This is a genomic window from Streptomyces sp. NPDC054813 (genome assembly GCF_053611365.1).
In genome coordinates this window covers 1-21,708 of sequence record NZ_JBSHAF010000018.1, presented here as the reverse complement: position 1 = coordinate 21,708, position 21,708 = coordinate 1, and the positions used below count along the sequence as shown (strand labels likewise).

Genomic DNA, 21,708 nt, shown 5'->3' with positions numbered 1-21,708 from the left:
GGACGGGGAGGCCGTCCGCGGCGTCGGTGAGCGGTCGGTCCGGACCGGACCCAGGCGATCTCTTACGCAGCCTTCACCGCCTGCGAGCCCGAACCCGCCTTCGCCGGCAGGTGGTTGAAGAGCAGGTTCAGGACGATCGCCGTCAGACAGCCCGCGCTGATACCGCTGTTCATCACCGTCTGGAACCAGTCGGGGAACTTCTCGTAGACCGTCGGCACCCCCACCGGCAGCACCCCGACCGCCACCGAGACGGCCACCACGGTCAGGTTGTTGTTGCCCTTGAAGTCGACGGTCGCGAGCGTGCGCAGGCCGCTCGCCGCGACCGTCCCGAACATCACCAGTCCCGCACCGCCGAGCACCGGAGCCGGTACGGCCGCGACCACCGCGCCCAGCTTGGGCAGCAGACCGAGCAGCACCAGGATGCCGCCGGCCGCCGCGACCACCCAGCGGCTGCGCACCCGGGTCATGCCGACCAGGCCCACGTTCTGCGCGAACGCCGTGTACGGGAACGTGTTGAAGACACCGCCCAGGACGGTCGAGAGACCGTCGGCGCGCAGACCGTCGGAGAGGGAGCGCGGCTCGACCTTCCGGCCGGTCATCTCGCCGACCGCGATCAGGTCACCGGTGGTCTCCGTCATGGTGACCAGGGCCACCACCAGCATGGAGACGATCGCGGACGCCTTGAAGGTCGGCGTGCCGAAGTGGAACGGCGTGCTGATGCCCAGCCAGTCCGCGTCGCCGACCCCGCTGAAGTCCGTGAACCCGAAGGGCACCGCCGCCGCCAGGCCGACCGCTATGCCGATCAGGACCGCGATCCGGGCGAGGTAGGCCGGGGCGAACCGCTGGACGCCTATCACCACCGCGAGCACGAAGGCCGCCAGCGCCAGGTTCTTCGGCTCCCCGAAGTCCTTGGCACCGGCGCCGCCGGCTGCCCAGTTGCCCGCGACCGGCAGCAGCGAGACCCCGATGATCAGGATCACCGTGCCGGTGACCAGTGGCGGGAAGAAGCGCAGCAGCTTTCCGAAGACCGGGGCCAGGAGCATGATCGCCAGACCCGCGACGATCACCGAGCCGTAGATCGCGGGCAGTCCGCCGCCCGTCGTGCCGATGAGGACCATCGGCGACACCGCGGCGAAGGTGCAGCCCTGCATGATCGGCAGCCGGACGCCGAAGCGCCAGAAGCCGACGCACTGGATGAGCGTCGCGACCCCGCACACCAGCAGGTCGGCGGTGATCAGGTACGCCAGGTCGGCGGGCGACAGCTTCATCGCACCGCCCACGATCAGCGGGACGGCGACGGCACCCGCGTACATCGCGAGCACGTGCTGCAGGCCGAAGGCGGCCAGTTGCCGTACGGGTGGGACCTCGTCGACGGGATGGACGGAGGAGGGGGCGGGGGCGGCGGTGGTGGACACGGGGGACTCCAGAGCGGCGGCGGGGACGACATCCGGTCAGGACCAGACCGTAAGCGGATTGAACAGTTTGTTGATTTCCGCGGTGTTGCCGATACGTGTCCTGCCCACCTGGTCGCGGTCGACTCCGCTAAGCCCCCGACCGCGCCGCCGTCAGCAGGGCGTCCCAGTCCGCCAGCTTGACCACGCTGCGGCCGAGCCGGGCGCCGAGCGCCGCCTCGGCCCGCTCGATCGCCTGCCAGCCCGACCACGCGACCGGCTCGATACCGAGCGCGCGCAGCGCCGTGACCGGATCCTCCGGCACCGCCTTCCCGAGCAGCACGGGCGCGTCCGCCAGGAGTGACGTCACCGTCTCCTTGGCGTCCGGCCGGTTGGTGCCGATGACGCCGGTCGGACCGCGTTTGATCCAGCCGGCCACGTAGTCGCCGCCCGGTACTCCGGCAGGGCCGTGCAGGACACGGCCCGCCGTGTGCGGCACGGTGCCGGTCGCCGGGTCGAACGGGAGCCCGTCCAGCGGTACCCCGCGATAGCCCACCGAACGCAGCACCAGCTGCGCGTCGACGGTCTCGTACCGCCCGGTGCCCCGCACCCCGCCGTGCTCGTCCGGCTCCGTCCGCTCGAAGCGCACCGCGCTCACCCGCCCGCCGTCCGCGAGCAGTTCGACCGGGCGCAGGAAGAACCGCAGCCAGATACGGCGCTCCGCACCACGAGTGCCGGCCGCGCCCCAGCCGCGCAGCACCTCCACGTTGCGGCGCTGCGCGGCGGGCAGCGCGGACGGGTCGTCGTAGGCCGGGTCGAGGGCCAACTCGTCCGGATCCACGCGGACTTCGGTGTCCGGCAGGGTGCCGAGCTCGCGCAGTTCCTTGGTGGTGAAGCGGGCCTGGGACGGGCCGCGCCGGCCCATCACGTGGACCTCTCTTATCCGGCTCGCCGCCAGCGCGGTCAGCGCCGCCTGCGGCATGTCGGTCGGGCTCAGTTCCGCCACGCCACGGGCCAGCATCCGGGCCACGTCCACCGCGACATTGCCGACGCCGATGACCACCGCCGAGCGGGCGGCGCGCACGAAACCGGCGTCGATCGCGTCCGGGTGCGCGCTGTACCAGGACACGAACTCGGTCGCCGACCAGCTGCCGGGCAGCTCCTCGCCCGGGATGCCGAGCCGCCGGTCGCCGGCGGCGCCCACGCAGTACACCACCGCGTGGTACAGCTCGCGGAGCCGATCCACCGGGAGTTCGCCGGGACCGCCGCCGATCCGGACCCCGCCGAGGAACCGGACCCGCTCGTGTTCGAGGACCGTGCGCAGATTGCCCTGCAGAGACTTGATCTTCTCGTGGTCCGGGGCGACTCCGTACCGCACCAGTCCGTACGGGCACGGCAGCCGGTCCAGGACGTCCACGACCACCGTGGGGTCGAGCTGGACGAGGTTCTGGGCGGTGTAGCACCCGCTCGGCCCGGAGCCGACGACGGCGACACGCAACACGGGGGGACTCCTTGCCCGAGGGGCTGGTTATTCCAGCATCCCACCGGCGTGGCCGCCTCGACAGGGGCCGCTGGGGTGAAGCGGGCGCGTGTCCGGTCGTATGGAGTGTGATCATGCGGTTACGTTTCGTGTGTGCTAGAAGCATCCTTTCTTAATCTTTCTGATCGGCGTGCGGAGGACGGCACGGTGTCCGTGTCGCCGGCCTGGGAGGTGCAGGAGGACACGGGGGCCACGTCCTGGTTCCAGGTCAGGCTGGCCTTCGGCGACGGCGCACAGGTCGACGCGCTCGCCGTGGTGGCCGGGGGGCGGGTGTCGATCGAGGACGTCAAGGCGCGGCCCGCGCTGTCCCTGGCCGATCTGACGGTGCTCGCCGACTGGATCGAGGAGCCGCTGTTCAGGGCGTGCGGGATGGAGTCGTACGCGGACGAGGAGCCTGTCGAGGAGGACCTCGAAGACGGCGCGGACGGCGCGGCGGGCGTGGAGGGCGCGGAAGGTGTGGAGGGCACGGAGGGCACGGTCGGTCCGCGGCGCGCCCGGCCTGCCTGGCCGCGGGGTATCGAGGGGCGGTGGCTGGTCGCCCAGAAGTACCGGGCCGCTCAGGAGGAGGGCGTCGACCCCGTCCTCGCCGTGATGTCGGCGACCGGGCACAGCCGTCGACGCTCGCTCCGGCTCATCGCGCAGGCGCGCGACGCGGGCTTTCTGACACCGCGTCACGCACGCCGCTGACGAGGCTGTTCACTCGGACCCGGTCCGGTCCTCCGTGGCGAAGAACCGGGACAGGTCCTGCGGCTCCGTCGCGCGCGCGGACTCCGGGGGAACGCCCAGCTCCCAGTCGAGCCCGTAGCGCTCGAACAACTCCGCCCGCAGCACCGGGATCGGCATCGGCACCCCCGGCACCAGCGCCGCGTACACCGCCCCCATCAGCAGGGCGCGCAGCATCGGGTAGTCGGCCGTGACGTCCTGCGAGCCGTACCGGGCGACGGTGTCGCCGAGCAGCTCCGACAGGCGGCGCTGCTCCGGGCACTGCACGAAGCCCTCCGCCTGGAGCAGGCCCGCCATGTGCTGGCGCATCAGCACCGGCCGGTCGCGGGTGAGACCCAGAATGGCGTCGATGGCCCGGGCCAGCCGCTCCCGGCCGTCCTCCGTGTGCGGCTCGCACTCCAGTCCCTCCTCCAGCGTGCGGTGCATCAGCCGGTGCACGGCGGACTGGACCAGCTGGCGCTTGCCGGGGAAGTAGTACGACACCAGTCCGCGCGCCGACCCGGCCCGATCGGCGATGGCGCCCAGGGTGGTGGCCTCGAAACCGTGCTCGTCGACCAGCTCGACCGCGGCCTGCAGAAGCCGCTCCCGGGAACGCCTCCGCAACTCTTCATTGACCGAGGCGCTGCGAGGGGACATGCTGGAACTCCTGCGTTGACTGGCTGCCAGCCAACTATAATCGACGCAGCGGGCACCGCTCTGCGCGGGGCCTGTTCAGGGCTGCCGTCCGTCCGGGGCGACACGGGGGAGCGTCTCGGGCGGACGGCGCCAACAGGTCAGGCCTGCGTGGGCGTGGCCGGTCGGCGGGCCACGCCCACCAGGCCGAGCACCGGCAGCAGCGCGTCCGGCCGTTCGGCCACCGGCAGATGGTCCACGAAGTGCACCCGGCAGCCCAGCGCCGCCGCCCCGCCGTCGGCCGGCCTGCTGTCCCCGACCATCAGCGTCTCGGCGGGCGTGGCCCCGAGCGCCTCCAGGGCGACCGTGAAGAGCCGCGCGTCCGGCTTCTGCACTCCGTGTTCGTACGACAGGACATAGGCGTCCACGTACGCGTCGAGCCCGTGGGCACGGAAGACCGGGCGCAGGTCCCAGCCGATGTTGCTGACCACACCGACCGCGATCCCCTGCCGGCGCAGCGTCCGCAGCACCTCGGCGGCGTCCGGGTACGGCGTCCAGGCGTCCGGGGTCATGTGCCGCTCGTACAGCGCCTCGTGCAGGGCCGGGTCCGGCAGCGGCACCCGGCGGGACAGCCCGGTGTACGCGGCCCGGTGCTGCTCCGCGCTCTCGTCGCGCACCGCCCACACCCCGGCCAGTTCCGCGGGCAGTTCCACCGGGTTCGCCCCGCCGGGCTGCGCCCCGGCCACCTCCAGCGCCCGCGCGGCGGCGGCCAACTCCGGGCCGGCGAGCTGCGCTCGGGACTCCGCTCCGGACTCGGCGAGCACTGCCCGCAGCCAGGATTCGGTGGACTCGACACGGAAGAGGGTCCCGGAGAAGTCGAAGAGCACGGCAGTCATGCGCCGGACTTTACCCGGGCCGCTGTCCGGCGCCTGCTGCCGCCGGGGGAGCTCGGTTCCGTACTCGGGTCCGCGCCCGGTGCGGCGGGAGTGCGTGCATGGCATCGCGAGGCCGACGGGAATGGTCGGACAGGCCCTAGCGAGGGTGTCCCCGGCCGTCGCGCTCCCACTCGTACGCCACCACCGCCAGTGCCACCACCAGCGCCCCGAGCAGCCAGCCGCCCAGTACGTCCGAGGGCCAGTGGACGCCGAGCCACACCCGGGTCAGGCCGACGCCGAGGACCGAGACACCGGCCGCGACCAGCGCCGTACGCCACAGCGCGCCGCCGGTGCCGCAGCGGTGCAGCAGCCACAGCAACAGGCCGCAGACCACGGTGGCCGTCATGGTGTGCCCGGAGGGGAAGGTCGCGTAGTGGGCGGAGTCGACCGGGTCGGGCCACTGTGGCCGCGGACGGCCGACGGCGACCTTGAGGGACTGCTGGGCGACCGTGCCGAGCGCGCAGGTCACGGCCAGCCACAGGGCGGTCCACCACGCCGAGTGCCGCCACACCAGCCACACCGCGACCCCCGCGCACAGCAGGCGCATGGTCAGCGGGTCCCAGACCCAGTCCGTCAGGATGCGCAGTACATGGGTGGTGCCGTGGTCCGCGGCGGCCCAGCGATGGGTGGTGTCGGCGATGTCCTCGTCCAGCGCGACCAGCGGAGGCCACTCGCCGGCGACGAGGGCGAGCAGCAGCGCCGAGGAGAGGGCGAGGACGGCGGTCGCGAGAAGCGGGGCAGGACGGTCGCTGGGCAGGGGGCGCATGGCGTGATCTTTGCCGAATCATTGCTCGAAGGGCAATTCCCCTGCTGGAGACTGCTTTACCCGAGCGCACGCAGTCCGGGGACGAGCGCCACCAGCACCGGGATCACGGGGACCAGGGCGGCGGTCGCGGTCAGCCGCAGCCGGTGCCGCGCGGGGAGCCGGTCCGGGGCGGTCAGCAACCGGTCGACGCGCTGCGGGACATGGGCATGCGGGGCCGGGCCGGGGCCGAACACGCCGCGGTCCTCGTTGAGTTCGACCAGGGCGAGCGCGGTGGTGAGACGGCCGTGACGCCGGGACGCCATGTCGTCGGCGGCCAGTTCGACCAGCCGGTGCATCTCGTCGCGGAACGCGGCGAACACCGGGATCTGCGGGAACCCGCCGGCCAGCGCGGCCGAGCAGTGCAGCAGCCAGTCGTGCCGGGCCTGGGCGTGCCCCTGCTCGTGGGCGAGGACCGCGTCCAGCTGACGCCCCTCCAGCCGACGCAACGCGGCCGTGGTCACGACGAGTCGGGGCGGAGTGCCGGGCAGCCACCAGGCGTCGGAGCGCTCGCCCTCAAGAACCACGAGGCGGTCGGCGGACCTCTCCTCGCCGGGCAACAGTGGTGCCCGGAGCAGGAGTTCGGCCCGTCGCTGCCGGCGTCGGGCCCTGGCCCCCGCGATCTCGCGCACCAGCATCGCCCCGCTCCACAGTCCGGCGCAGGCCAGTGTCACCGCGGTCGTCGCCGCCCAGGGACCGGTCGCGGCGAGCGGATAGGCGTCCGCCACCCCGCGCGGGGCGGTCGCGAACAGCTGTCCCCGCGCTGCCTGCCAGGCCGCCGCCGCGCTCAGTGTCATCGACAGCGCACAGCACAGCAGTACCGCCGCCACCACGCACTGCCACACCCACAGCGCGACCACCGGCTCCCGGTCCGTCCAGTCGGCCCGGGCGAGCAGCCGGGGACCGGCCACGGCCGTCAGGGTGCCGAGCAGCAGCAGTGCCACGGGGACCATCATGGCCAGCACCCTATGAGCGGGGGACCGCCCAGGGGTACAGCCCATTGCGCCAAAGTGACGCAAGCAACGTGTGCGCCCCGAGTGCCGTCACCTGCTCACAGCCCCAGCAGCATCGCCACCATCCCGATGCCCATCGACAGCCGGCACGCCCGCGCCAGCTCGGGCCGGTCGCCCCATCCGGCCGTCCCGCTCCCGGCCGCCGCCACCGCGACCGGAACCAGACGTGCCCCGGACAGCAGGACGTAGCCGGTGAAGTAGAGGAGCAACACCCCGGTCACCGCCGGCACTCCGGCGCCGCCGTGGTGGTGGGCGCCGGGGGAGGCCGCCATGACCACCGCCATGTAGACCATCGCGGCCGTTCCCACGAGGTGGTGCAGATGGTGCATGCTGCCGCGGGCGCTCCACAGGGCACGCAGCGCGGCCGCGCCGAACACCGCCGCGTACAGCGGCCATGCCCAGACCGGCGGGGTGAAGACGGTCGCGGGCACGGCCATCGCGGCCATGCCGAACCCCATCAGCGCCTCGCCGCCCGCGGCGCGCCGCTGTTCCTCGACGCTGCTGCGCATCCGCAGCAGGCAGTAGGCCCCGGTCGCCGCGCACAGCGCGACCAGCAGCCAGCCGGGCGAAGCCGGTCCGTGCACGCGCACCTCCCCGCTCGACGTCGCATCGAGGAATGCGATGCCCCGCCCGCACGGCGCGCACGCGAGCGCAAGGATGTACACGGGGAGCACTCGGCGGAGCACAGCAGGTGAGGGTGGCCTGTTCGAAAGTCAGCCGACGACCGGGCGTGCGGCATGTTCGAGATTGTTTTACGAGTAAAACACATGCTAAATTGATGGGTATGAGCACCACGACCCCGACCACCCGCCGTCTGACCCTCGCCGGTGCGCTGCGCCTCGGCCGGCCCTCCGACATCTGGTTCAAACCCGCCCTCAGCGTGGTCGCCGCGGTCGCCCCGCCCAACCTGACCCTGCTGGCCCTGGGCCGCCTCGACCTGGCGATGTACACGATGGCCGGGTCGCTGTGCGCCCTCTACGGCCACAACCGCCCCTACCCCGCCCGCGCCCGCACCCTGGCCCGGGTTGTCCTCGGCATGAGCGGCGGTCTCGCCGTCGCCCTGCTCGCCGCCTCGCTCACCACGAACGCGGTCGCCCTGGTCACCGTCGGCGCCCTGCTCGCGGCCGCGCAGAAGGTGCTGTGCGACGCCACCCGGGTCGGTCCGCCCGGGAACGTGGTCCTCACCTTCATCAGCTCCGCCTCCCTGTTCGCCCCGGGGACCCCCGGCCAGGTGCCCGGCCATGTCGGACTCGCTCTGCTCGCGGGCGCCTGGGCCTGGCTGGTCGGCATGGCACCCGGGCTGCTGCGCCCGCACGGCCCGGAGCGCCGGGCCACCGCCCACGCCCTGAACGCCACCGCCGCCTACGCCGCCACCGGCGGCACCGGGGCGGAGCACGCCCGGACCCGGGTCGCCGCGGCCGCCGCCGTGCAGGCCGCCTGGCAGTCCCTGCTTGCCACCGGCGCCCGCACCGACCGCACCCGCCGTGCCCTCGAACACCTCGTCGTCCGCGCCGAGGTCGCCCTCGCCGCGCCCGCCGACGCCGACCCCGAGCGGCTGCGCGGCTGGGCCCGCGAACTGCGCGGCACCGGACGCGTCCCGCGGGTGGCCGGCGCCGACGACGAACTCCTCGGCGTCGACGCCGAACGCGCCGTACCGCACCGCCCGCTGTGGCGCCGGCTGGGCCCGCTCGCCCCGCTCGCCGCCCGTACCGCCCTCGGCTGCGCCCTCGCCGGATACGCCTCCCTGGCCCTCGGCGTCGGCCGCCCCTACTGGGCGCTGGTCACCGCCGCCTCCCTGTACCAGGCCAACGTCACCCTCACCTGGAACCGCGGCGTCCAGCGTGTCGTCGGCAACCTGCTGGGCGTCCTGGTCTTCGCCGCCGTCGTGCCCCTGGCCCATCTGCACCCGGCCGTCCTGGTGCTGAGCTGCCTCGCCTTCAACTTCGGCGCCGAGGCGCTGATCGGCCGCAACTACTGGCTCGGCAGCGTCTGCGTCACCCCGATGGCGCTGCTCATCACCGAGTTCGCCCGCACCCAGGACTCCGGGCAGCTGATCACCGAGCGGGTCCTGGACACCCTGGTCGGCGCGCTCGTCGGCTTCGTCGCCGCCGTCGTGGTCACCAACCGGCGGGCCGGCGACCGCATCGAACACGCCCTGACCTCCGTCGAGCGGGCCCGGGAGGAGGCCGCCCGGCTGCTGGCCGAGCCGCACCCGGCCCAGCGCGCCCTGGGGACCGCCCGCCGCACCCTGTCCGCCGCCCTGGCCGAGCTGCGGGCCACGGCCGACGCCGCGTCCGGCGAGTGGTGGCAGCGCGCACTGCCCCAGGAGCGGGTCGTGCTCGCCGAGCAGTCCGGACACCGTACGCTCGCCGCGACGGTACGACGCCAGGGACCGCACTCCTGGGACGGCACGAGGACTACGGAGGACGTACGGCCATGACGGCGACCAACGGACGACCGGCGGCCGGCGGCGACGCGGACGGGGGTACGGGCAGAGACGACACGGTCGCCGCCGTCGTCCGGCAGTGGCAGGCCGTCCATCCCCAGCTGGACACCGGACCCATGGAGGTCATCGGCCGGATCAACCGCTGTGCCGCGCTCCTCCAGCAGGCCGAGGACGCCCCGCTGCGCCGGGCGGGCCTCAGCCGCCCCGAGTTCGACCTGCTCGGCGCGTTGCGCCGCACCGGCCACGAACTGACCCCCAGCGAGCTGGCCAAGGAGACCTTCTCCTCCGGCGCCGCCGTCACCAAACGCCTCAAGCAGCTCACCGAAAGGGGCCTGGTCGAGCGGCGCGGCGACGCCCGGGACCGGCGGGTGGCCCACCTCCGCCTCACCGACGCGGGGCGCGACCTGGTCGACGGCATCCTGCCCGAGCAACTCGCCTACGAGACGGCCGTGCTGTCCGTCCTCGCCCCCGACGGGCAGGGCGAACTGGCCGGTCTGCTCGCCGAGTTGCTGGGGCGACTGGAGGGCCGGGCAGGCGTGTTGCGGGCCTGACCGTAGGATGCGACGGACGGCACGGCGACGGTTGGAGCGCCGGCCGCCGACCGGCTTCCGGCGGCCGCCGTACGCAGCACGGGTGATCCCCGGCTCAGCTCTTCTCCTCCGCCCGGAAGACGCCGAACGCCGCACCCCGCGGATCGGCCAGTACGGCGATGCGCGGGCCGTCCGGCACCGTCGTCGGCGCCGCCTGCACGGTTCCGTTCGCCGCCACCGCCACCTCGGCCGTGGCGTCCACGTCCTCGACCGCGAAGTACGGCAGCCAGTGCGGCGGCACCTCGGGCGGGAACCGGTCGCCCATCTCGGCCATCCCGCCGAACTGCTGCCCGCCGACGGCGAACTCCGTGTACCACTCGGAGGGCTCTGCGCTCCAGCCGAAGACGGTGGTGTAGAAGCCGCCGGCCCGGCCGGTGTCCCGGGTCGCCAGCTCCACCCAGCCCAGCGCACCGGGCGCGTTGAGCAGCCCGGCACCGGGGAAGGTCCGGGCCTCCCACAGCTGGAAGGCCGCGCCGGTGGGGTCGAGGGCGACCGCGAAGCGGCCCACGTCGAAGATGTCCATCGGTCCGACCACCACCGTGCCGCCGGCCTCCTCCACCAGCCGCGCGGCCGCGTCCGCCTCGGTCACCGCGAACGACACGTTCCACGCGACCGGTTGGGACTCCTGGTACAGCGGGCTGATGGCCGCGACCGCCGCGTCCCCGAGATGCGCCACGGTGTAGCCGCCGGCCTCCTGCCGGGGATCCGTCTCCGGACGCCAGCCGAACAGCTCCGCGTAGAACCGCTTGGCGCCCTCCAGGTCGTCGGTCCCCAGCTCCGTCCAGCAGGGGCCGCCCGTCACCGGCTTGTCGAACTCCATGGCCACTCCTCCAGGGGGATCTCTCCTCCGAACGCTAGACCCCGCCACTGACAGCGGCCATCGGACTCCTGCGCAGCGTCAGATCCCCGGGCGGTACCGCATCGGATGGTCGGCCGGCACCTCCACCAGCACGATCCTGATGCCGTCCGGATCCGCGATCCACATCTCGACCAGGCCCCACGGCTCCTTCACCGGCGGACGTACGATCCCGACGCCCTTGGCCACCAGTTCCTCGTGTGCCGCGCCGGCGTCCGCGACCTGCAGCCACAGCTGCACGGCGGGGGAGGCGGGGGCGTCCGCGCGCCCGGAGACCTCCAGGAAGCCGCCGCCCAGGAAGTACACCGTGCCCCGCTCGGGGCCCGTGCCGAACTCGCGGTAGACGGGGAGGCCGAGCTGCTCGCCGTAGAAGGCCCGGGAGCGCTCGGGGTCGGTGGGGTGGACAAGGGTACGACTGCTCAGTACGTGCACCATGCGACCGGAGCGTAGTGCCGGCCGATGCCGGCACCCCGCATCCGGGGGCCGCCTCCGGGACCACCGGTCCGTCGGCCGCCGAACGGCGGCGTTAGGCTCGTGGCCGGCTCAGCCTGCCCGAGATCGGAGAAACCGCCCATGGAGAACGCCGCCGCCGGACTGATCTTCCGCGACGCCACCGACGCCGACGTGGACGCGCTGGTCGCGCTGATCGAGTCGGCGTACCGGGGCGACGCCAGCCGGGCCGGCTGGACCACCGAGGCGGACATCCTGGAGGGACAGCGGACCGACCCGGAGGGCGTCCTCGAGGTCATCAAGGCGTCGGACGGCAAGCTGCTCACGGTCGAGCGGGACGGCCGGGTCGTCGCCTGCTGCCAGCTGGAACACCGCGGCACCCACGCCTACTTCGGCATGTTCGCGGTCAGCCCTGCCCTCCAGGGCGCCGGCCTCGGCAAGGTCGTCATCGCCGAGGCGGAGCGCCGGGCCCGGCAGGACTGGGGCGCCACGGAGATGCACATGACGGTGATCTCCGTGCGCGACGACCTGATCGCCTGGTACGAGCGGCGCGGCTACCGCCGTACGGGAAAGATGACGCCGTTCCCGTACGGCGACGAGCGCTTCGGTATCCCACAGCGCGCCGACCTGCAGTTCGAGCTGCTGGTCAAGCCCCTGGTGTGACGGCTCACGCGGTGAAGCGGGCGGTGCGTTTGATCTCCGGATAGTCGGTCGTCGCGCCGTCCAGCTGGAGGGCGCGCACCAGCCGCAGGTCGTCCTGGGTGTTCACCACCCAGCCGATCACCCTGAGGTCCGCCTTGCGGGCGTGTTCGACCACTTCCAGGGTCAGCCGCCGGATGTTGAGGCAGAGGGTCGCCGCCCCCGCCTCCCGGGCCCGCTCCACCACGTCGGGGCCGTATCGGCTGGCGATCAGCGCGGTGCGCACGCCCGGCACCAGCCGGCCGATCTCGGCGACGGCCTCGTCGTGGAACGACGACACCTCCACCCTGGACACCAGATCCCGCCGCTGCATCAGCTCGGCCAGCGCGCGGGCCGCCGCCACGTCCTTGATCTCGGCCTGCAACGGTGTCCGTACCGCGTCCAGGACCTCTTCGAACACCGGCACTCGCTCACCGCGGCCCGCGTCCAGGGTGCGCAGTTCCTCCAGGGTCTTCTCGGCGATCGGGCCGGTTCCGTCGGTCGTGCGGTCGACCTCCGCGTCGTGCATGACGACCAGGGCGCCGTCCTTGCTGAGGTGCAGATCGAGTTCGATCAGGTCGAGGCCGGCCTGCTGGGCGGCGACGAAGGAACGGAGGGTGTTCTCGGGCTCGACGCCCATGACTCCGCGGTGACCGATGGTAAGGAAGTTCAAGATTCAACTCGCTTCCGTCGACGGCGGCGGGGGACGCGCGCGGACCGTACGACGGGACGTCGCTGTCCACGCGGCTGGGCGCAGCCTAATGGCCGCCCGTCGCGATGAACCCGTACGTACACGGGGGATTGGTGCGCCGGGCGCGTGGTGCCTGGCTCGTGCCCCTGTCGGCGGTCACCCGGGGGTGGGCGCGTCCCGCCGTGTATTGACCGGCCGGATCCATGCGGTGCCCGGGAGCTGACACCTCGTCACCAGTCGTAGTGAATGTGAGCGCCTTCACGGTTTCAGACAGGAAAAAGCGCGGTGAAGATGGAGTGTGGCAGGATAATCTCCCGAGGGGCCCCTTGCTGGGAGAAAGCTCGTATGCATACGGTGTCCTAACGCGAGGTGCTCCCGTGGAGGATGGGTCATGACGGAAATTCTTGTGCAGGTGGGTTCGGAGGAGCGGGTTCCTCCCGTGGTCAGGGTGGTCGAGCACCCGGCGTGGCCCGTGCTCAAGGATGGTGTGGAGCGGATCCGGCCATGGCAGGCCAAGGACGGTTCCATCGACTTCGACGCCGAGGGCGCCCCCGCCCGCGCCGACGTGGAGCGGGCCGTCGACACGGTGATCGCCGCCGTCGAGGAGCTGTCCCCGCTGCTCCCGCACGACGCCGACTACCACCGCACCCTGGTGACCGACCTGCGGCGATGGGCCGTCGGCGGCTTCCAGGTGCCCGACTTCCTCGACTCGCTGCTGGCCTTCCAGCCGGCCGCGGGCCGCGCACACGGCCTCCAGCACCTGGTCGTCTTCCCGATGTACACCCAGAACGGCAACCCGGACCGCAACCTGGAGGCGGTCGTGCTGCGCATGGTCTGGCCCGACTGGCTGGCCGAGCTGGAGCGCACCCGGTACGACAACCCGCTGTTCTGCGGCATCACCTTCGAGGACTTCACGGCCGGCTACGACACCAACTCGGCCGTCCTCTTCCCCGAGACCATCGCCGTGCGCCAGGCGCCGGAACGATTCTCCTGGGGCGGTATCTTCTGCGACCGCGAGGCGGCCCGCTTCCGCCGGGTCACCGACGCGGCCGTGGACCTCCTCGGGCTGGAACTCCCCGAGGACATCGCTGCCATGGTCCACGACCAGAAGCGCTGCGAGGAGGCCTTCGTGCTGTGGGACATGGTCCATGACCGCACCCACAGCCACGGCGACCTGCCGTTCGACCCGTTCATGATCAAGCAGCGCCAGCCGTTCTGGATGTACGGCCTGGAGGAGCTGCGCTGTGACCTCACCGCCTTCAAGGAGGCCGTGAAGCTGGCGGCCGACGGCGTTCCGCAGGCCCGTGACGTGCAGTACGCGGTGCTCTTCGACCGGATGTTCCGCTTCCCGGTCACCGGCGACCGCGTCCGCAACTACGACGGGCTCGGCGGCCAGCTGCTCTTCGCGTACCTGCACAAGCACGACGTGGTCCGCTGGACCGACAACAAGCTCGCCATCGACTGGGAGCGCGCCCCGCAGGTCACCAACCAGCTGTGCGCCGAGATCGAGAAGCTCTACCGGGACGGCATCGACCGCCCGAAGCTGGTCCACTGGTTCGCCGGCTACGAACTGGTCGCCACCTACCTCGCCCCGCACCCCGGCTCCAAGTGGGCCAAGGGCCCGGACGCCCTCGACCTGACACTGCCGCCGCGCAAGCTCGTGGACGACGTGCTTCCGGACGAGTTTCCGCTGAGCATGTTCTACGAGGCCCTGTCCAAGAAACTGAAGAACGTGATCGCCGAGACCAAGGGCATCACGGCGGACAGCGCCGAGCCGGTCGCCGCGTGAGCGACCGCCTCCGGAACACGGCTCAAGAGGGGAAGCACATGGCGGGCAACGGGTCTCTCAGTGGTGCGGTGATCGCGGTGGCCGGGGCGGGCGGACCCGCCGGGCACGCGACCCTGGTCAGGCTGGCGGAGGCGGGCGCAACCGTCGTCGGCGCCGACAACAACCCCGAGCGCCTGGCCGAGGCCGTGGACGCGGCCCGCTACGCGGGCGGCGGCGCCGTGGTCACCGGTGAGACGGTCGACCTGCTCAACCTGGACTCGACCCGGGCGTGGGCAGACCGGATCGAGAAGGACCACGGCCGTGTCGACGGCCTGGTCCACCTGGTCGGCGGCTGGCGCGGCAGCGCCAACTTCGCCGAGACCGACCTGGCCGACTGGGACCTGCTGGAGAAGCTGCTGATCCGCACGGTCCAGCACACCTCCCTGGCCTTCTACGACGGCCTGCAGCGCAGCGACCGGGGGCGGTATGTGCTGATCAGCGCCGCCGGTGCGTCCAAGCCCACCGCCGGGAACGCCGCGTACTCCGCCGCCAAGGCCGCCGCCGAGGCCTGGACGCTCGCCATGGCCGACGGCTTCCGCAAGGCCGGGGGCGAGGAAGGCCCGACCTCCGCTGCTGCCATCCTGGTGGTGAAGGCGTTGGTGCACGACGCGATGCGCGCCGAGCGGCCCAACGCGAAGTTCGCGGGCTTCACGGACGTCACGGACCTGGCCAAGGCCGTCGAGGGCGTCTGGAGCAAGTCCGCACCCGAAGTGAACGGAAACCGTCTGTGGCTGACCGAGCAGCCGTGAACCCTCCGAAGACCGACGCGCGTCGCCACCACGACCCGGAGGTCCGCGGTTTCGCCAGTGACAACTACGCCGGAACCCACCCCGAGGTACTGGCCGCCCTGGCTCTCGCCAACGGCGGCCACCAGGTGGCCTACGGCGAGGACGAGTACACCGAGAACCTCCAGCGGATCGTCCGCGGCCACTTCGGCGCGACCGCGGAGGCCTTCCCGGTCTTCAACGGCACCGGTGCGAACGTCGTCGCGCTCCAGGCGGTCACCGACCGCTGGGGCGCGGTGATCTGCGCCGAGAGCGCGCACATCAACGTCGACGAGGGCGGCGCCCCCGAGCGGATGGGCGGCCTCAAGCTGCTCACCGTGCCCACGCCCGACGGCAAGCTCACCCCGGAGCTCATCGACCGGCAGGCGTACGGCTGGGAGGACGAGCACCGCGCGATGCCGCAGGTCGTCTCGATCACCCAGAGCACCGAGCTGGGCACCCTCTACACGCCGGACGAGATCCGCGCGATCTGCGAGCACGCCCACGCGCACGGCATGAAGGTGCACCTGGACGGCTCCCGGATAGCCAACGCGGCGGCCTCCCTGGACGTCCCGATGCGCACGTTCACCAATGCCGTGGGCGTCGACATCCTCTCCCTGGGCGGCACCAAGAACGGTGCCGTGTTCGGCGAGGCGGTCGTGGTGATCAACCAGGACGCCGTCAGCCACATGAAGCACCTGCGCAAGATGTCCATGCAGCTCGCCTCCAAGATGCGCTTCGTGTCGGTGCAGCTGGAGGCGCTGCTCGCCAAGGACCTGTGGCTGCGCAACGCCCGGCACGCCAACGAGATGGCCCAGCGGCTCGCCGAGGGCGTCCGCGCCGTGCACGGTGTGGAGATCCTCTACCCGGTGCAGGCCAACGGCGTCTTCGCCCGGCTCCCGCACGACGTCAGCCTGCGCCTCCAGAAGCGCTTCCGGTTCTACTTCTGGGACGAGGCCGCCGGAGACGTGCGCTGGATGTGCGCCTTCGACACGACCGAGGAGGACGTGGACGCTTTCGTTGCGGCGCTCAAGGAGGAGATGGCGCGCTGACCGGGAGATGATGCATAGATATGTGACCACCTGAAAAGTCATTGACGCTCGGGTGGTCGCATTTCTATGCTCTGCGCCCATGGAGCTGATCCAGAACACCGCCGACCTGTCCGCCTACCTGGCCGCTGACGAGGTCATCGACCACCACCATCCGCTGGTCCGGGAGGCGGCGGACCGGCTGGCGTCGGATGCCGTGGACTCGTATGCCTATGCACGGGCCGCGTACGAGTTCGTACGGGACGCCATCCCGCACTCCGCCGATTCCGGTGATCTTCGTGTCACCTGGCGTGCGTCGGACGTACTGGAGAAGCGCACCGGCATCTGCTACGCCAAGGCCCACGCCCTCGCCGCCCTGCTGCGCGCCGAGGACATCCCCACGGCCCTGTGCTACCAGCGGCTGGCGGACGGCGACGGTACCGGCCACGCCGTGCACGGACTGGTCGCCGTCCGCTTCAACGGTGGCTGGCACCGGCAGGACCCGCGCGGCAACAAACCCGGCGTCGACGCCCGGTTCTCCCTCGACGGCGAGCGGCTTGCCTGGATCCCCGATCCGGAGTCCAGTGAGATGGACTATCCGGTCCTGTACGCTGAACCTCACCCGGCCGTGCTCGGCGCGTTGAAAGCGGCGCCCGACCGTCCGCACCTGTGGAAGACGCTCCCCACCGCACTCTGAGGCAAGGCAGATGACTCTCACGCTCACCGTGTCCGACGAGGTGCGGGCGCTCGCGCCCGGCTTCACGCACCTCGCGATCGAGGCCCGCGGTCTGGTCAACGGGCCCAGCACCGAGGCGAGTTCGGCCCTCCTCGACGACGCGGCCCGGCGGCTCGCGGCACGCCTGGACGGGCGCGCCCCACACGAGGATCCGCACATGGTGGCCTGGCGCGCGGCGTACACGGCGTTCGGCTCCAAGCCGTCCCGTACCCGGAACTCCGCCGAGGCGCTGGCCAAGCGGGCTCTCGCGGACGGCGGTCTGCCCCGCATCAACCTGCTCGTGGACCTCTACAACGCAATCAGCGTCGCCCACCTGATCCCCGTCGGCGGCGAGGACCTCGAGCTCATCCAGGGCGGGATGCGCCTCGTGCGCGCCACGGGCGGCGAGGACTTCGTGACGGTCGCGGGCGGTGAGGAGGTCGTCGAGCACCCGGACGCCGGCGAGGTCGTGTGGTGTGACGAAGCAGGCGTCACCTGCCGCCGCTGGAACTGGCGCCAGGGCCCCCGCACCCGCCTGACCGAGCGGACCTCCTCGGCCCTCTTCCTTCTGGAGAGTCTCGCCCCGATGCCGGTCGCCGACGTCGAGTCGGCGGGAGCCGAACTCGCCGAGCTGCTGGAGAAGTTCAGCCCGGGTGCGCGTATCGAGGTGCGGGCGCCCGAGTCGGCGGCCTGAGACTCAGATCGCCTCGGCCGCCTTCAACTGCTCCAGCGTGGGCGCCGTACCCCCCAGGTGGGTCGGGAGCCACCAGGTGTCGGACGTGTCCTTCGGGCGGGCCGGGTAGGCGCGCTGGGCCGCGTCCAGCAGGTCCTGGACGCGGTCGCGCAGGCGGCGGGTGATGGCGCCCGCGTACTGGTCGCGCGGGGCCTCGACCGGCTCGCCCACCCGGATGGTGACGGGGAGGTGGTTGCGCTTGAAGTTGCGCGGCTGCCCCTTGGTCCACAGCCGCTGCGTGCCCCACAGCGCCATCGGGATCAGCGGGACGCCGGCCTCCTGGGCCATGCGCGCCGCGCCCGACTTGAAGCTCTTCAGCGTGAACGACTGGGAGATCGTGGCCTCCGGGAAGACCCCCACGATCTCACCGGACTTGAGCGAGTCCAGCGCGTGCTGGTACGCCGTCTCGCCCTGCTTGCGGTCCACCGGGATGTGCTTCATCCCGCGCATCAGCGGACCGGAGATCCGGTGCCGGAAGACCGACTCCTTCGCCATGAAACGCACCAGGCGCTTCTGCGGGAGAGCGGCCAGACCGTCGAAGACGAAGTCCAGATAGCTGATGTGATTGCTCACCAGCACGGCCCCGCCCGAGCGCGGGATGTTCTCGGAACCCTGGCAGTCGATCTTGAGGTCCCAGACCTTGAACAGCGTCTTGGCGAAACCGATGACGGGACGGTAGACCAGCTCGGCCATGGGCGGGGCGGACCCTTTCTGCTCTGCCTGGGAAAGGGGCTCCCGGCGGGAAAGTTACGGAGCCGTAGGTTTACGGCGTATCGCAGATCGTGCCCGAAGAACGGACGGGGAGCCAGCCCTGGTGCCCCGGAGTGGCGAGATCCTCGTCACGTCGGCCTATGATCCACCTCGTATTTTTAACCCGCCTTTACTCTGCGCGTACCCCTACTCGGCGGACGAGCAGGAACATCTCGCACCCCAGGCAGTACCCGAACGCCGCGTTCAGGAAAGCCGCGGCGAGCGCGATCCCGGTCGCCGCGAGACCCAGCCAGCCGGGACCCAGTGCGAAGCCGACCAGACCGAGTCCCGCGAACACCAGACCCACCGCCTGCGCGAATCGCGGGGGTTCGGGTGGTTCGAACTCCGTAGGGGGAGCGAGCCGGGGGCGTACCGCCGTCCGGAACGCCCAGCCGTACGGTGAACGGCTCACGCCCGCGGCCGCGCCGAGCGCGAACACCAGCGTCTGCCAGGCGAGGATCCACGGGCTCCGGGTGATCAGCGCGGCGGCCAGTACGACCGTCGTCACGGCCGCCGCGAAACGCGGTCCACGTGCGTCGATGTCCATGAACCAAGGATTCCGCCCCGAAGGCCGATACGGGAGCCGGGAATCTTTGCAGTCTCGTGAACGCTGGTCGGAATGGCGGGCGGCGTCGTGAAAGCTGGTGCGCGTGACGACCGGACTGATGGTGTGCGTGGCGGTGCTCGCGGCGGCGAGCGTCTACGGAGTGCTGCACAAGCGGCGGAGCGGGAGGGTACGAGTGCGCGGGCGGGACGACGGCAAGCGGCTGGGAGCGGCCGAACTCGGCGGCGAACTGGGCGGGCGGGCAACGCTGGTGCAGTTCTCCAGCGCCTTCTGCGCCCCCTGCCGAGCCACCCGGCGAGTGCTCGGCGAGGTCGCCGCGATGGTCCCCGGGGTCACCCATGTCGAGATCGACGCCGAGGCGCGCCTGGACCTGGTGCGCGAACTGGAGATCCTCAAGACGCCCACCGTGCTGGTGCTCGACGCGGACGGCCGGGTGGTGCGCCGGGCCACCGGACAGCCCCGGAAAGCGGACGTCATCGCCGCGCTGGGAGAGGCGGTCTGACGGACGTGCCGATGACGGAGGGGCAGCTCCCATATCGCAGAACGTACTTGACTGGGCGTACCACCTATCGTCAGCCTGACCGTATGTGCCATGAACTCCTTCTCTTCGGGCGGGTCCACGTCGACCTGGCCCGCACCGCGAGCGCGCGCTGTCCGGGTCGCTGAACAACCCCGGACCCGAACGCCGCCTCCCCCAGAAGGAAAACTCCATGACGGCCACGCCCGACCTCGGCACCTCCCGGCTCGCCTCTCCCGACCTGCTCCGCTCCGCCTTCCGGCGACACGCCGCCGGAGTCGCGGTGATCACCGCGCGCGGGGCCGGCGGCCCGGTCGGCTTCACCGCCACCTCCCTCACCTCCGTCTCCGCCGAGCCGCCGATGCTCTCCTTCGGCGTCGGCACGGGCGCCTCCAGCTGGCCCGCGATCTCCACCGCCGAGCACATAGGCGTCCATATCCTCGGCGAGCACCAGGCCGAGCTCGCGGCCACCTTCGCGCGCAGCGGCGCCGACCGTTTCGGGGCGCCCACCAGTTGGCGCGCGGGACATGCGGGGGTTCCGGTCCTCGACGACGTGCTGGTCTGGCTGGTGTGCCGGGTCGTCGCACGGGTACCGGCCGGCGACCATCGCATCGTGCTGGCCGAGGTGGTCGTCGGAGATCCCTCCCGGGCCGGCCGACCGCTCCTGTATCACCAGGGCGGTTTCAACGGATTGCGTGATTGATCACGCGCCCCTCGTTCTGCGGAGGCGTCGAGTTCCGGTTACGCTGCGTTGCGAAGGTCACAGTTCAAAGCGCTTGCTTAGCGGGCACGAACTGGGTGTACTGACGAGTAATATTTCGTTCGGAGCGCGCGGCCGCCCCGACCGGGATGAGCCGCTTGAGGCGCCTATGCTGCCTTCAAGAGGCAGGCCAGAAAAGACGATGCAGTAGGAGAGCCGGCGTGAGCCTGAGGATCGTTGTCACTGTGAAGTACGTGCCCGACGCCACTGGCGACCGGCACTTCGCCGATGACCTGACCGTCGACCGTGACGACGTGGACGGTCTGCTCTCCGAGCTGGACGAGTATGCGGTCGAGCAGGCGCTGCAGATCGCCGAGAACTCCGACGACGACGTCGAGGTCACCGTCCTGACGGTCGGTCCGGAGGACGCCAAGGACGCGCTGCGCAAGGCGCTGTCGATGGGCGCGGACAAGGCGATCCACGTCGAGGACGACGACCTGCACGGCAGCGACGTGATCGGCACCTCGCTGGTTTTGGCCAAGGCGATCGAGAAGGCCGGCTTCGACCTGGTGGTCTCCGGCATGGCCTCCACCGACGGCACGGCCGGTGTGGTGCCGGCCCTGCTGGCCGAGCGGCTGGGCGTCCCGCAGGTCACCCTGCTCTCCGAGGTCTCCGTCGAGGACGGCACCGTGAAGGGCCGCCGGGACGGGGACGCCGCGAGCGAGCAGCTGGAGGCTTCTCTTCCGGCGGTCGTGTCGGTGACCGACCAGTCGGGTGAGGCGCGGTACCCGTCCTTCAAGGGCATCATGGCCGCGAAGAAGAAGCCGGTTGAGTCCTGGGACCTGTCCGACCTGGACATCGAGGCCGAGGAAGTCGGTCTGGAGGGTGCCTGGAGCGCGGTGGAGACCGCCACCGCGCGTCCGGCCCGCACGGCCGGCACGATCGTCAAGGACGAGGGCGAGGGCGGCAAGCAGCTCGCCGAGTTCCTCGCGGGCCAGAAGTTCATCTGAGCCCCGCAGTCGCCGACCGCCCCTCAACTGATCCAAGCAGGAGAGCATTCCCATGGCTGAAGTCCTCGTCTACGTCGACCACGTGGACGGTGCCGTCCGCAAGCCCACCCTGGAGCTTCTGACCCTGGCCCGCCGGATCGGCGAGCCCGTCGCCGTAGCCCTCGGCAACGGCGCCGCCGACACCGCCGCCGTCCTCGCCGAGCACGGCGCGGTGAAGGTCCTCACCCACGACGCGTCCGAGTACGCCGACTACCTGGTCGTCCCGAAGGTGGACGCCCTCCAGGCCGCCGTCGAGCAGGTGTCCCCGGCCGCCGTCCTGATCCCCTCCTCCGCGGAGGGCAAGGAGATCGCCGCGCGTCTCGCGCTGCGGA

General features: G+C 71.7%; 24 protein-coding genes and 1 pseudogene. 13 read left to right on the top strand and 12 right to left on the bottom strand.

Annotation, left to right across the window (positions count from 1 at the left end):
• Positions 1–62 precede the first annotated feature (62 nt).
• Positions 63–1,415 (bottom strand): nucleobase:cation symporter-2 family protein, encoded by a 1,353-nt coding sequence (locus ACWGJB_RS31665; RefSeq protein WP_453383482.1) that lies wholly within the window; start codon positions 1,413–1,415, stop codon positions 63–65.
• Between the two features lie 127 nt (positions 1,416–1,542).
• Positions 1,543–2,892 carry an FAD-dependent oxidoreductase gene (locus ACWGJB_RS31660; protein WP_453383481.1) on the bottom strand — a complete coding sequence of 450 codons (1,350 nt, stop codon included), beginning with the start codon at positions 2,890–2,892 and terminating at the stop codon, positions 1,543–1,545.
• A gap of 186 nt (positions 2,893–3,078) precedes the next feature.
• On the opposite strand from ACWGJB_RS31660, the gene ACWGJB_RS31655 reads away from it, so the two are divergent.
• Positions 3,079–3,618, top strand: coding sequence for a DUF6214 family protein (locus ACWGJB_RS31655; RefSeq protein WP_453383480.1), 540 nt, complete (start codon positions 3,079–3,081; stop codon positions 3,616–3,618).
• Between the two features lie 9 nt (positions 3,619–3,627).
• Here the strand turns inward: ACWGJB_RS31655 and ACWGJB_RS31650 are convergent, their stop codons facing one another.
• The 5 genes from ACWGJB_RS31650 to ACWGJB_RS31630 form a co-directional block, all read right to left on the bottom strand.
• Entirely contained in the window at positions 3,628–4,290 is a 663-nt protein-coding gene (locus tag ACWGJB_RS31650) for a TetR/AcrR family transcriptional regulator (RefSeq protein ID WP_453383479.1), read from the bottom strand.
• Positions 4,291–4,427: 137 nt separating this feature from the next.
• A complete protein-coding gene (locus ACWGJB_RS31645; RefSeq protein ID WP_453383478.1) occupies positions 4,428–5,162 on the bottom strand; it encodes an HAD family hydrolase in 735 nt (244 codons plus the stop codon).
• Positions 5,163–5,298: 136 nt separating this feature from the next.
• Entirely contained in the window at positions 5,299–5,967 is a 669-nt protein-coding gene (locus ACWGJB_RS31640) for a phosphatase PAP2 family protein (protein ID WP_453383477.1), read from the bottom strand.
• 56 nt (positions 5,968–6,023) lie between these two features.
• Positions 6,024–6,959 carry a M56 family metallopeptidase gene (locus ACWGJB_RS31635; protein ID WP_453383476.1) on the bottom strand — a complete coding sequence of 312 codons (936 nt, stop codon included), beginning with the start codon at positions 6,957–6,959 and terminating at the stop codon, positions 6,024–6,026.
• A gap of 95 nt (positions 6,960–7,054) precedes the next feature.
• Positions 7,055–7,600 (bottom strand): DUF5134 domain-containing protein, encoded by a 546-nt coding sequence (locus ACWGJB_RS31630; RefSeq protein WP_453383475.1) that lies wholly within the window; start codon positions 7,598–7,600, stop codon positions 7,055–7,057.
• A gap of 200 nt (positions 7,601–7,800) precedes the next feature.
• On the opposite strand from ACWGJB_RS31630, the gene ACWGJB_RS31625 reads away from it, so the two are divergent.
• A complete protein-coding gene (locus tag ACWGJB_RS31625) occupies positions 7,801–9,456 on the top strand; it encodes an FUSC family protein (protein WP_453383474.1) in 1,656 nt (551 codons plus the stop codon).
• A complete protein-coding gene (locus tag ACWGJB_RS31620; RefSeq protein WP_453383473.1) occupies positions 9,453–10,013 on the top strand; it encodes a MarR family winged helix-turn-helix transcriptional regulator in 561 nt (186 codons plus the stop codon). Before ACWGJB_RS31625 ends, ACWGJB_RS31620 begins: the two co-directional genes overlap by 4 nt.
• Positions 10,014–10,107: 94 nt before the next feature.
• Here ACWGJB_RS31620 and ACWGJB_RS31615 read toward each other — a convergent pair whose 3' ends face one another.
• Positions 10,108–10,872, bottom strand: coding sequence for a VOC family protein (locus tag ACWGJB_RS31615; protein ID WP_453383472.1), 765 nt, complete (start codon positions 10,870–10,872; stop codon positions 10,108–10,110).
• 78 nt (positions 10,873–10,950) lie between these two features.
• Positions 10,951–11,343, bottom strand: a complete 393-nt coding sequence (locus ACWGJB_RS31610; protein WP_453383471.1) for a VOC family protein — start codon at positions 11,341–11,343, stop codon at positions 10,951–10,953.
• A 138-nt stretch (positions 11,344–11,481) separates the two neighbouring features.
• On the opposite strand from ACWGJB_RS31610, the gene ACWGJB_RS31605 reads away from it, so the two are divergent.
• Complete coding sequence (locus tag ACWGJB_RS31605) at positions 11,482–12,021, top strand: GNAT family N-acetyltransferase (protein WP_453383470.1); 540 nt, start codon at positions 11,482–11,484, stop codon at positions 12,019–12,021.
• 4 nt (positions 12,022–12,025) lie between these two features.
• Here the strand turns inward: ACWGJB_RS31605 and ACWGJB_RS31600 are convergent, their stop codons facing one another.
• On the bottom strand, positions 12,026–12,709 hold the full coding sequence (locus tag ACWGJB_RS31600) for a glycerophosphodiester phosphodiesterase (protein WP_360491354.1): 684 nt from the start codon (positions 12,707–12,709) through the stop codon (positions 12,026–12,028).
• Positions 12,710–13,118: 409 nt separating this feature from the next.
• On the opposite strand from ACWGJB_RS31600, the gene ACWGJB_RS31595 reads away from it, so the two are divergent.
• The 5 genes from ACWGJB_RS31595 to ACWGJB_RS31575 all read left to right on the top strand — a co-directional run bounded on the left by ACWGJB_RS31595 (position 13,119) and on the right by ACWGJB_RS31575 (position 17,756).
• On the top strand, positions 13,119–14,516 hold the full coding sequence (locus ACWGJB_RS31595) for a DUF6421 family protein (RefSeq protein WP_453383469.1): 1,398 nt from the start codon (positions 13,119–13,121) through the stop codon (positions 14,514–14,516).
• Positions 14,517–14,554: 38 nt separating this feature from the next.
• Complete coding sequence (locus ACWGJB_RS31590; RefSeq protein WP_453383468.1) at positions 14,555–15,304, top strand: SDR family NAD(P)-dependent oxidoreductase; 750 nt, start codon at positions 14,555–14,557, stop codon at positions 15,302–15,304.
• Positions 15,301–16,371: a threonine aldolase family protein gene (locus ACWGJB_RS31585; protein ID WP_453383467.1), complete on the top strand. Its 1,071-nt coding sequence runs from the start codon at positions 15,301–15,303 to the stop codon at positions 16,369–16,371. The genes ACWGJB_RS31590 and ACWGJB_RS31585 overlap by 4 nt, the downstream gene beginning before the upstream one ends.
• 79 nt (positions 16,372–16,450) lie before the next feature.
• Entirely contained in the window at positions 16,451–17,044 is a 594-nt protein-coding gene (locus ACWGJB_RS31580; RefSeq protein ID WP_453383466.1) for a transglutaminase domain-containing protein, read from the top strand.
• 10 nt (positions 17,045–17,054) lie between these two features.
• Positions 17,055–17,756 carry a B3/B4 domain-containing protein gene (locus tag ACWGJB_RS31575; RefSeq protein ID WP_453383465.1) on the top strand — a complete coding sequence of 234 codons (702 nt, stop codon included), beginning with the start codon at positions 17,055–17,057 and terminating at the stop codon, positions 17,754–17,756.
• Positions 17,757–17,759: 3 nt separating this feature from the next.
• On the opposite strand, the gene ACWGJB_RS31570 is transcribed toward ACWGJB_RS31575, so the two are convergent.
• Together ACWGJB_RS31570 and ACWGJB_RS31565 are read right to left on the bottom strand one after the other, a co-directional pair.
• Positions 17,760–18,488, bottom strand: coding sequence for a lysophospholipid acyltransferase family protein (locus tag ACWGJB_RS31570; protein WP_453383464.1), 729 nt, complete (start codon positions 18,486–18,488; stop codon positions 17,760–17,762).
• Between the two features lie 187 nt (positions 18,489–18,675).
• Positions 18,676–19,092, bottom strand: coding sequence for a DUF4395 domain-containing protein (locus tag ACWGJB_RS31565; protein WP_453383463.1), 417 nt, complete (start codon positions 19,090–19,092; stop codon positions 18,676–18,678).
• Positions 19,093–19,210: 118 nt separating this feature from the next.
• Here ACWGJB_RS31565 and ACWGJB_RS31560 point away from each other — a divergent pair, with 118 nt between their 5' ends.
• The 4 genes and pseudogenes from ACWGJB_RS31560 to ACWGJB_RS31545 form a co-directional block, all read left to right on the top strand.
• Positions 19,211–19,612 (top strand): TlpA family protein disulfide reductase, encoded by a 402-nt coding sequence (locus tag ACWGJB_RS31560; RefSeq protein ID WP_453383630.1) that lies wholly within the window; start codon positions 19,211–19,213, stop codon positions 19,610–19,612.
• A 208-nt stretch (positions 19,613–19,820) separates the two neighbouring features.
• Complete coding sequence (locus ACWGJB_RS31555; RefSeq protein WP_453383462.1) at positions 19,821–20,330, top strand: flavin reductase family protein; 510 nt, start codon at positions 19,821–19,823, stop codon at positions 20,328–20,330.
• Between the two features lie 218 nt (positions 20,331–20,548).
• Complete coding sequence (locus ACWGJB_RS31550; protein WP_453383461.1) at positions 20,549–21,337, top strand: electron transfer flavoprotein subunit beta/FixA family protein; 789 nt, start codon at positions 20,549–20,551, stop codon at positions 21,335–21,337.
• Between the two features lie 52 nt (positions 21,338–21,389).
• Positions 21,390–21,708: pseudogene (locus ACWGJB_RS31545) on the top strand (electron transfer flavoprotein subunit alpha/FixB family protein); the annotation flags it as partial.

What these genes read in the sequence shown, in the direction of transcription:
- ACWGJB_RS31650 (WP_453383479.1), bottom strand. Translation starts at nt 4,290, where the DNA reads ATGTCCCCTCGCAGCGCCTCGGTCAATGAAGAGTTGCGGAGGCGTTCC.
- ACWGJB_RS31645 (WP_453383478.1), bottom strand. Translation starts at nt 5,162, where the DNA reads ATGACTGCCGTGCTCTTCGACTTCTCCGGGACCCTCTTCCGTGTCGAG.
- ACWGJB_RS31640 (WP_453383477.1), bottom strand. Translation starts at nt 5,967, where the DNA reads ATGCGCCCCCTGCCCAGCGACCGTCCTGCCCCGCTTCTCGCGACCGCC.
- ACWGJB_RS31635 (WP_453383476.1), bottom strand. Translation starts at nt 6,959, where the DNA reads ATGATGGTCCCCGTGGCACTGCTGCTGCTCGGCACCCTGACGGCCGTG.
- ACWGJB_RS31625 (WP_453383474.1), top strand. Translation starts at nt 7,801, where the DNA reads ATGAGCACCACGACCCCGACCACCCGCCGTCTGACCCTCGCCGGTGCG.
- ACWGJB_RS31620 (WP_453383473.1), top strand. Translation starts at nt 9,453, where the DNA reads ATGACGGCGACCAACGGACGACCGGCGGCCGGCGGCGACGCGGACGGG.
- ACWGJB_RS31615 (WP_453383472.1), bottom strand. Translation starts at nt 10,872, where the DNA reads ATGGAGTTCGACAAGCCGGTGACGGGCGGCCCCTGCTGGACGGAGCTG.
- ACWGJB_RS31610 (WP_453383471.1), bottom strand. Translation starts at nt 11,343, where the DNA reads ATGGTGCACGTACTGAGCAGTCGTACCCTTGTCCACCCCACCGACCCC.
- ACWGJB_RS31605 (WP_453383470.1), top strand. Translation starts at nt 11,482, where the DNA reads ATGGAGAACGCCGCCGCCGGACTGATCTTCCGCGACGCCACCGACGCC.
- ACWGJB_RS31595 (WP_453383469.1), top strand. Translation starts at nt 13,119, where the DNA reads ATGACGGAAATTCTTGTGCAGGTGGGTTCGGAGGAGCGGGTTCCTCCC.
- ACWGJB_RS31590 (WP_453383468.1), top strand. Translation starts at nt 14,555, where the DNA reads ATGGCGGGCAACGGGTCTCTCAGTGGTGCGGTGATCGCGGTGGCCGGG.
- ACWGJB_RS31580 (WP_453383466.1), top strand. Translation starts at nt 16,451, where the DNA reads ATGGAGCTGATCCAGAACACCGCCGACCTGTCCGCCTACCTGGCCGCT.
- ACWGJB_RS31575 (WP_453383465.1), top strand. Translation starts at nt 17,055, where the DNA reads ATGACTCTCACGCTCACCGTGTCCGACGAGGTGCGGGCGCTCGCGCCC.
- ACWGJB_RS31570 (WP_453383464.1), bottom strand. Translation starts at nt 18,488, where the DNA reads ATGGCCGAGCTGGTCTACCGTCCCGTCATCGGTTTCGCCAAGACGCTG.
- ACWGJB_RS31565 (WP_453383463.1), bottom strand. Translation starts at nt 19,092, where the DNA reads ATGGACATCGACGCACGTGGACCGCGTTTCGCGGCGGCCGTGACGACG.
- ACWGJB_RS31560 (WP_453383630.1), top strand. Translation starts at nt 19,211, where the DNA reads ATGGTGTGCGTGGCGGTGCTCGCGGCGGCGAGCGTCTACGGAGTGCTG.
- ACWGJB_RS31555 (WP_453383462.1), top strand. Translation starts at nt 19,821, where the DNA reads ATGACGGCCACGCCCGACCTCGGCACCTCCCGGCTCGCCTCTCCCGAC.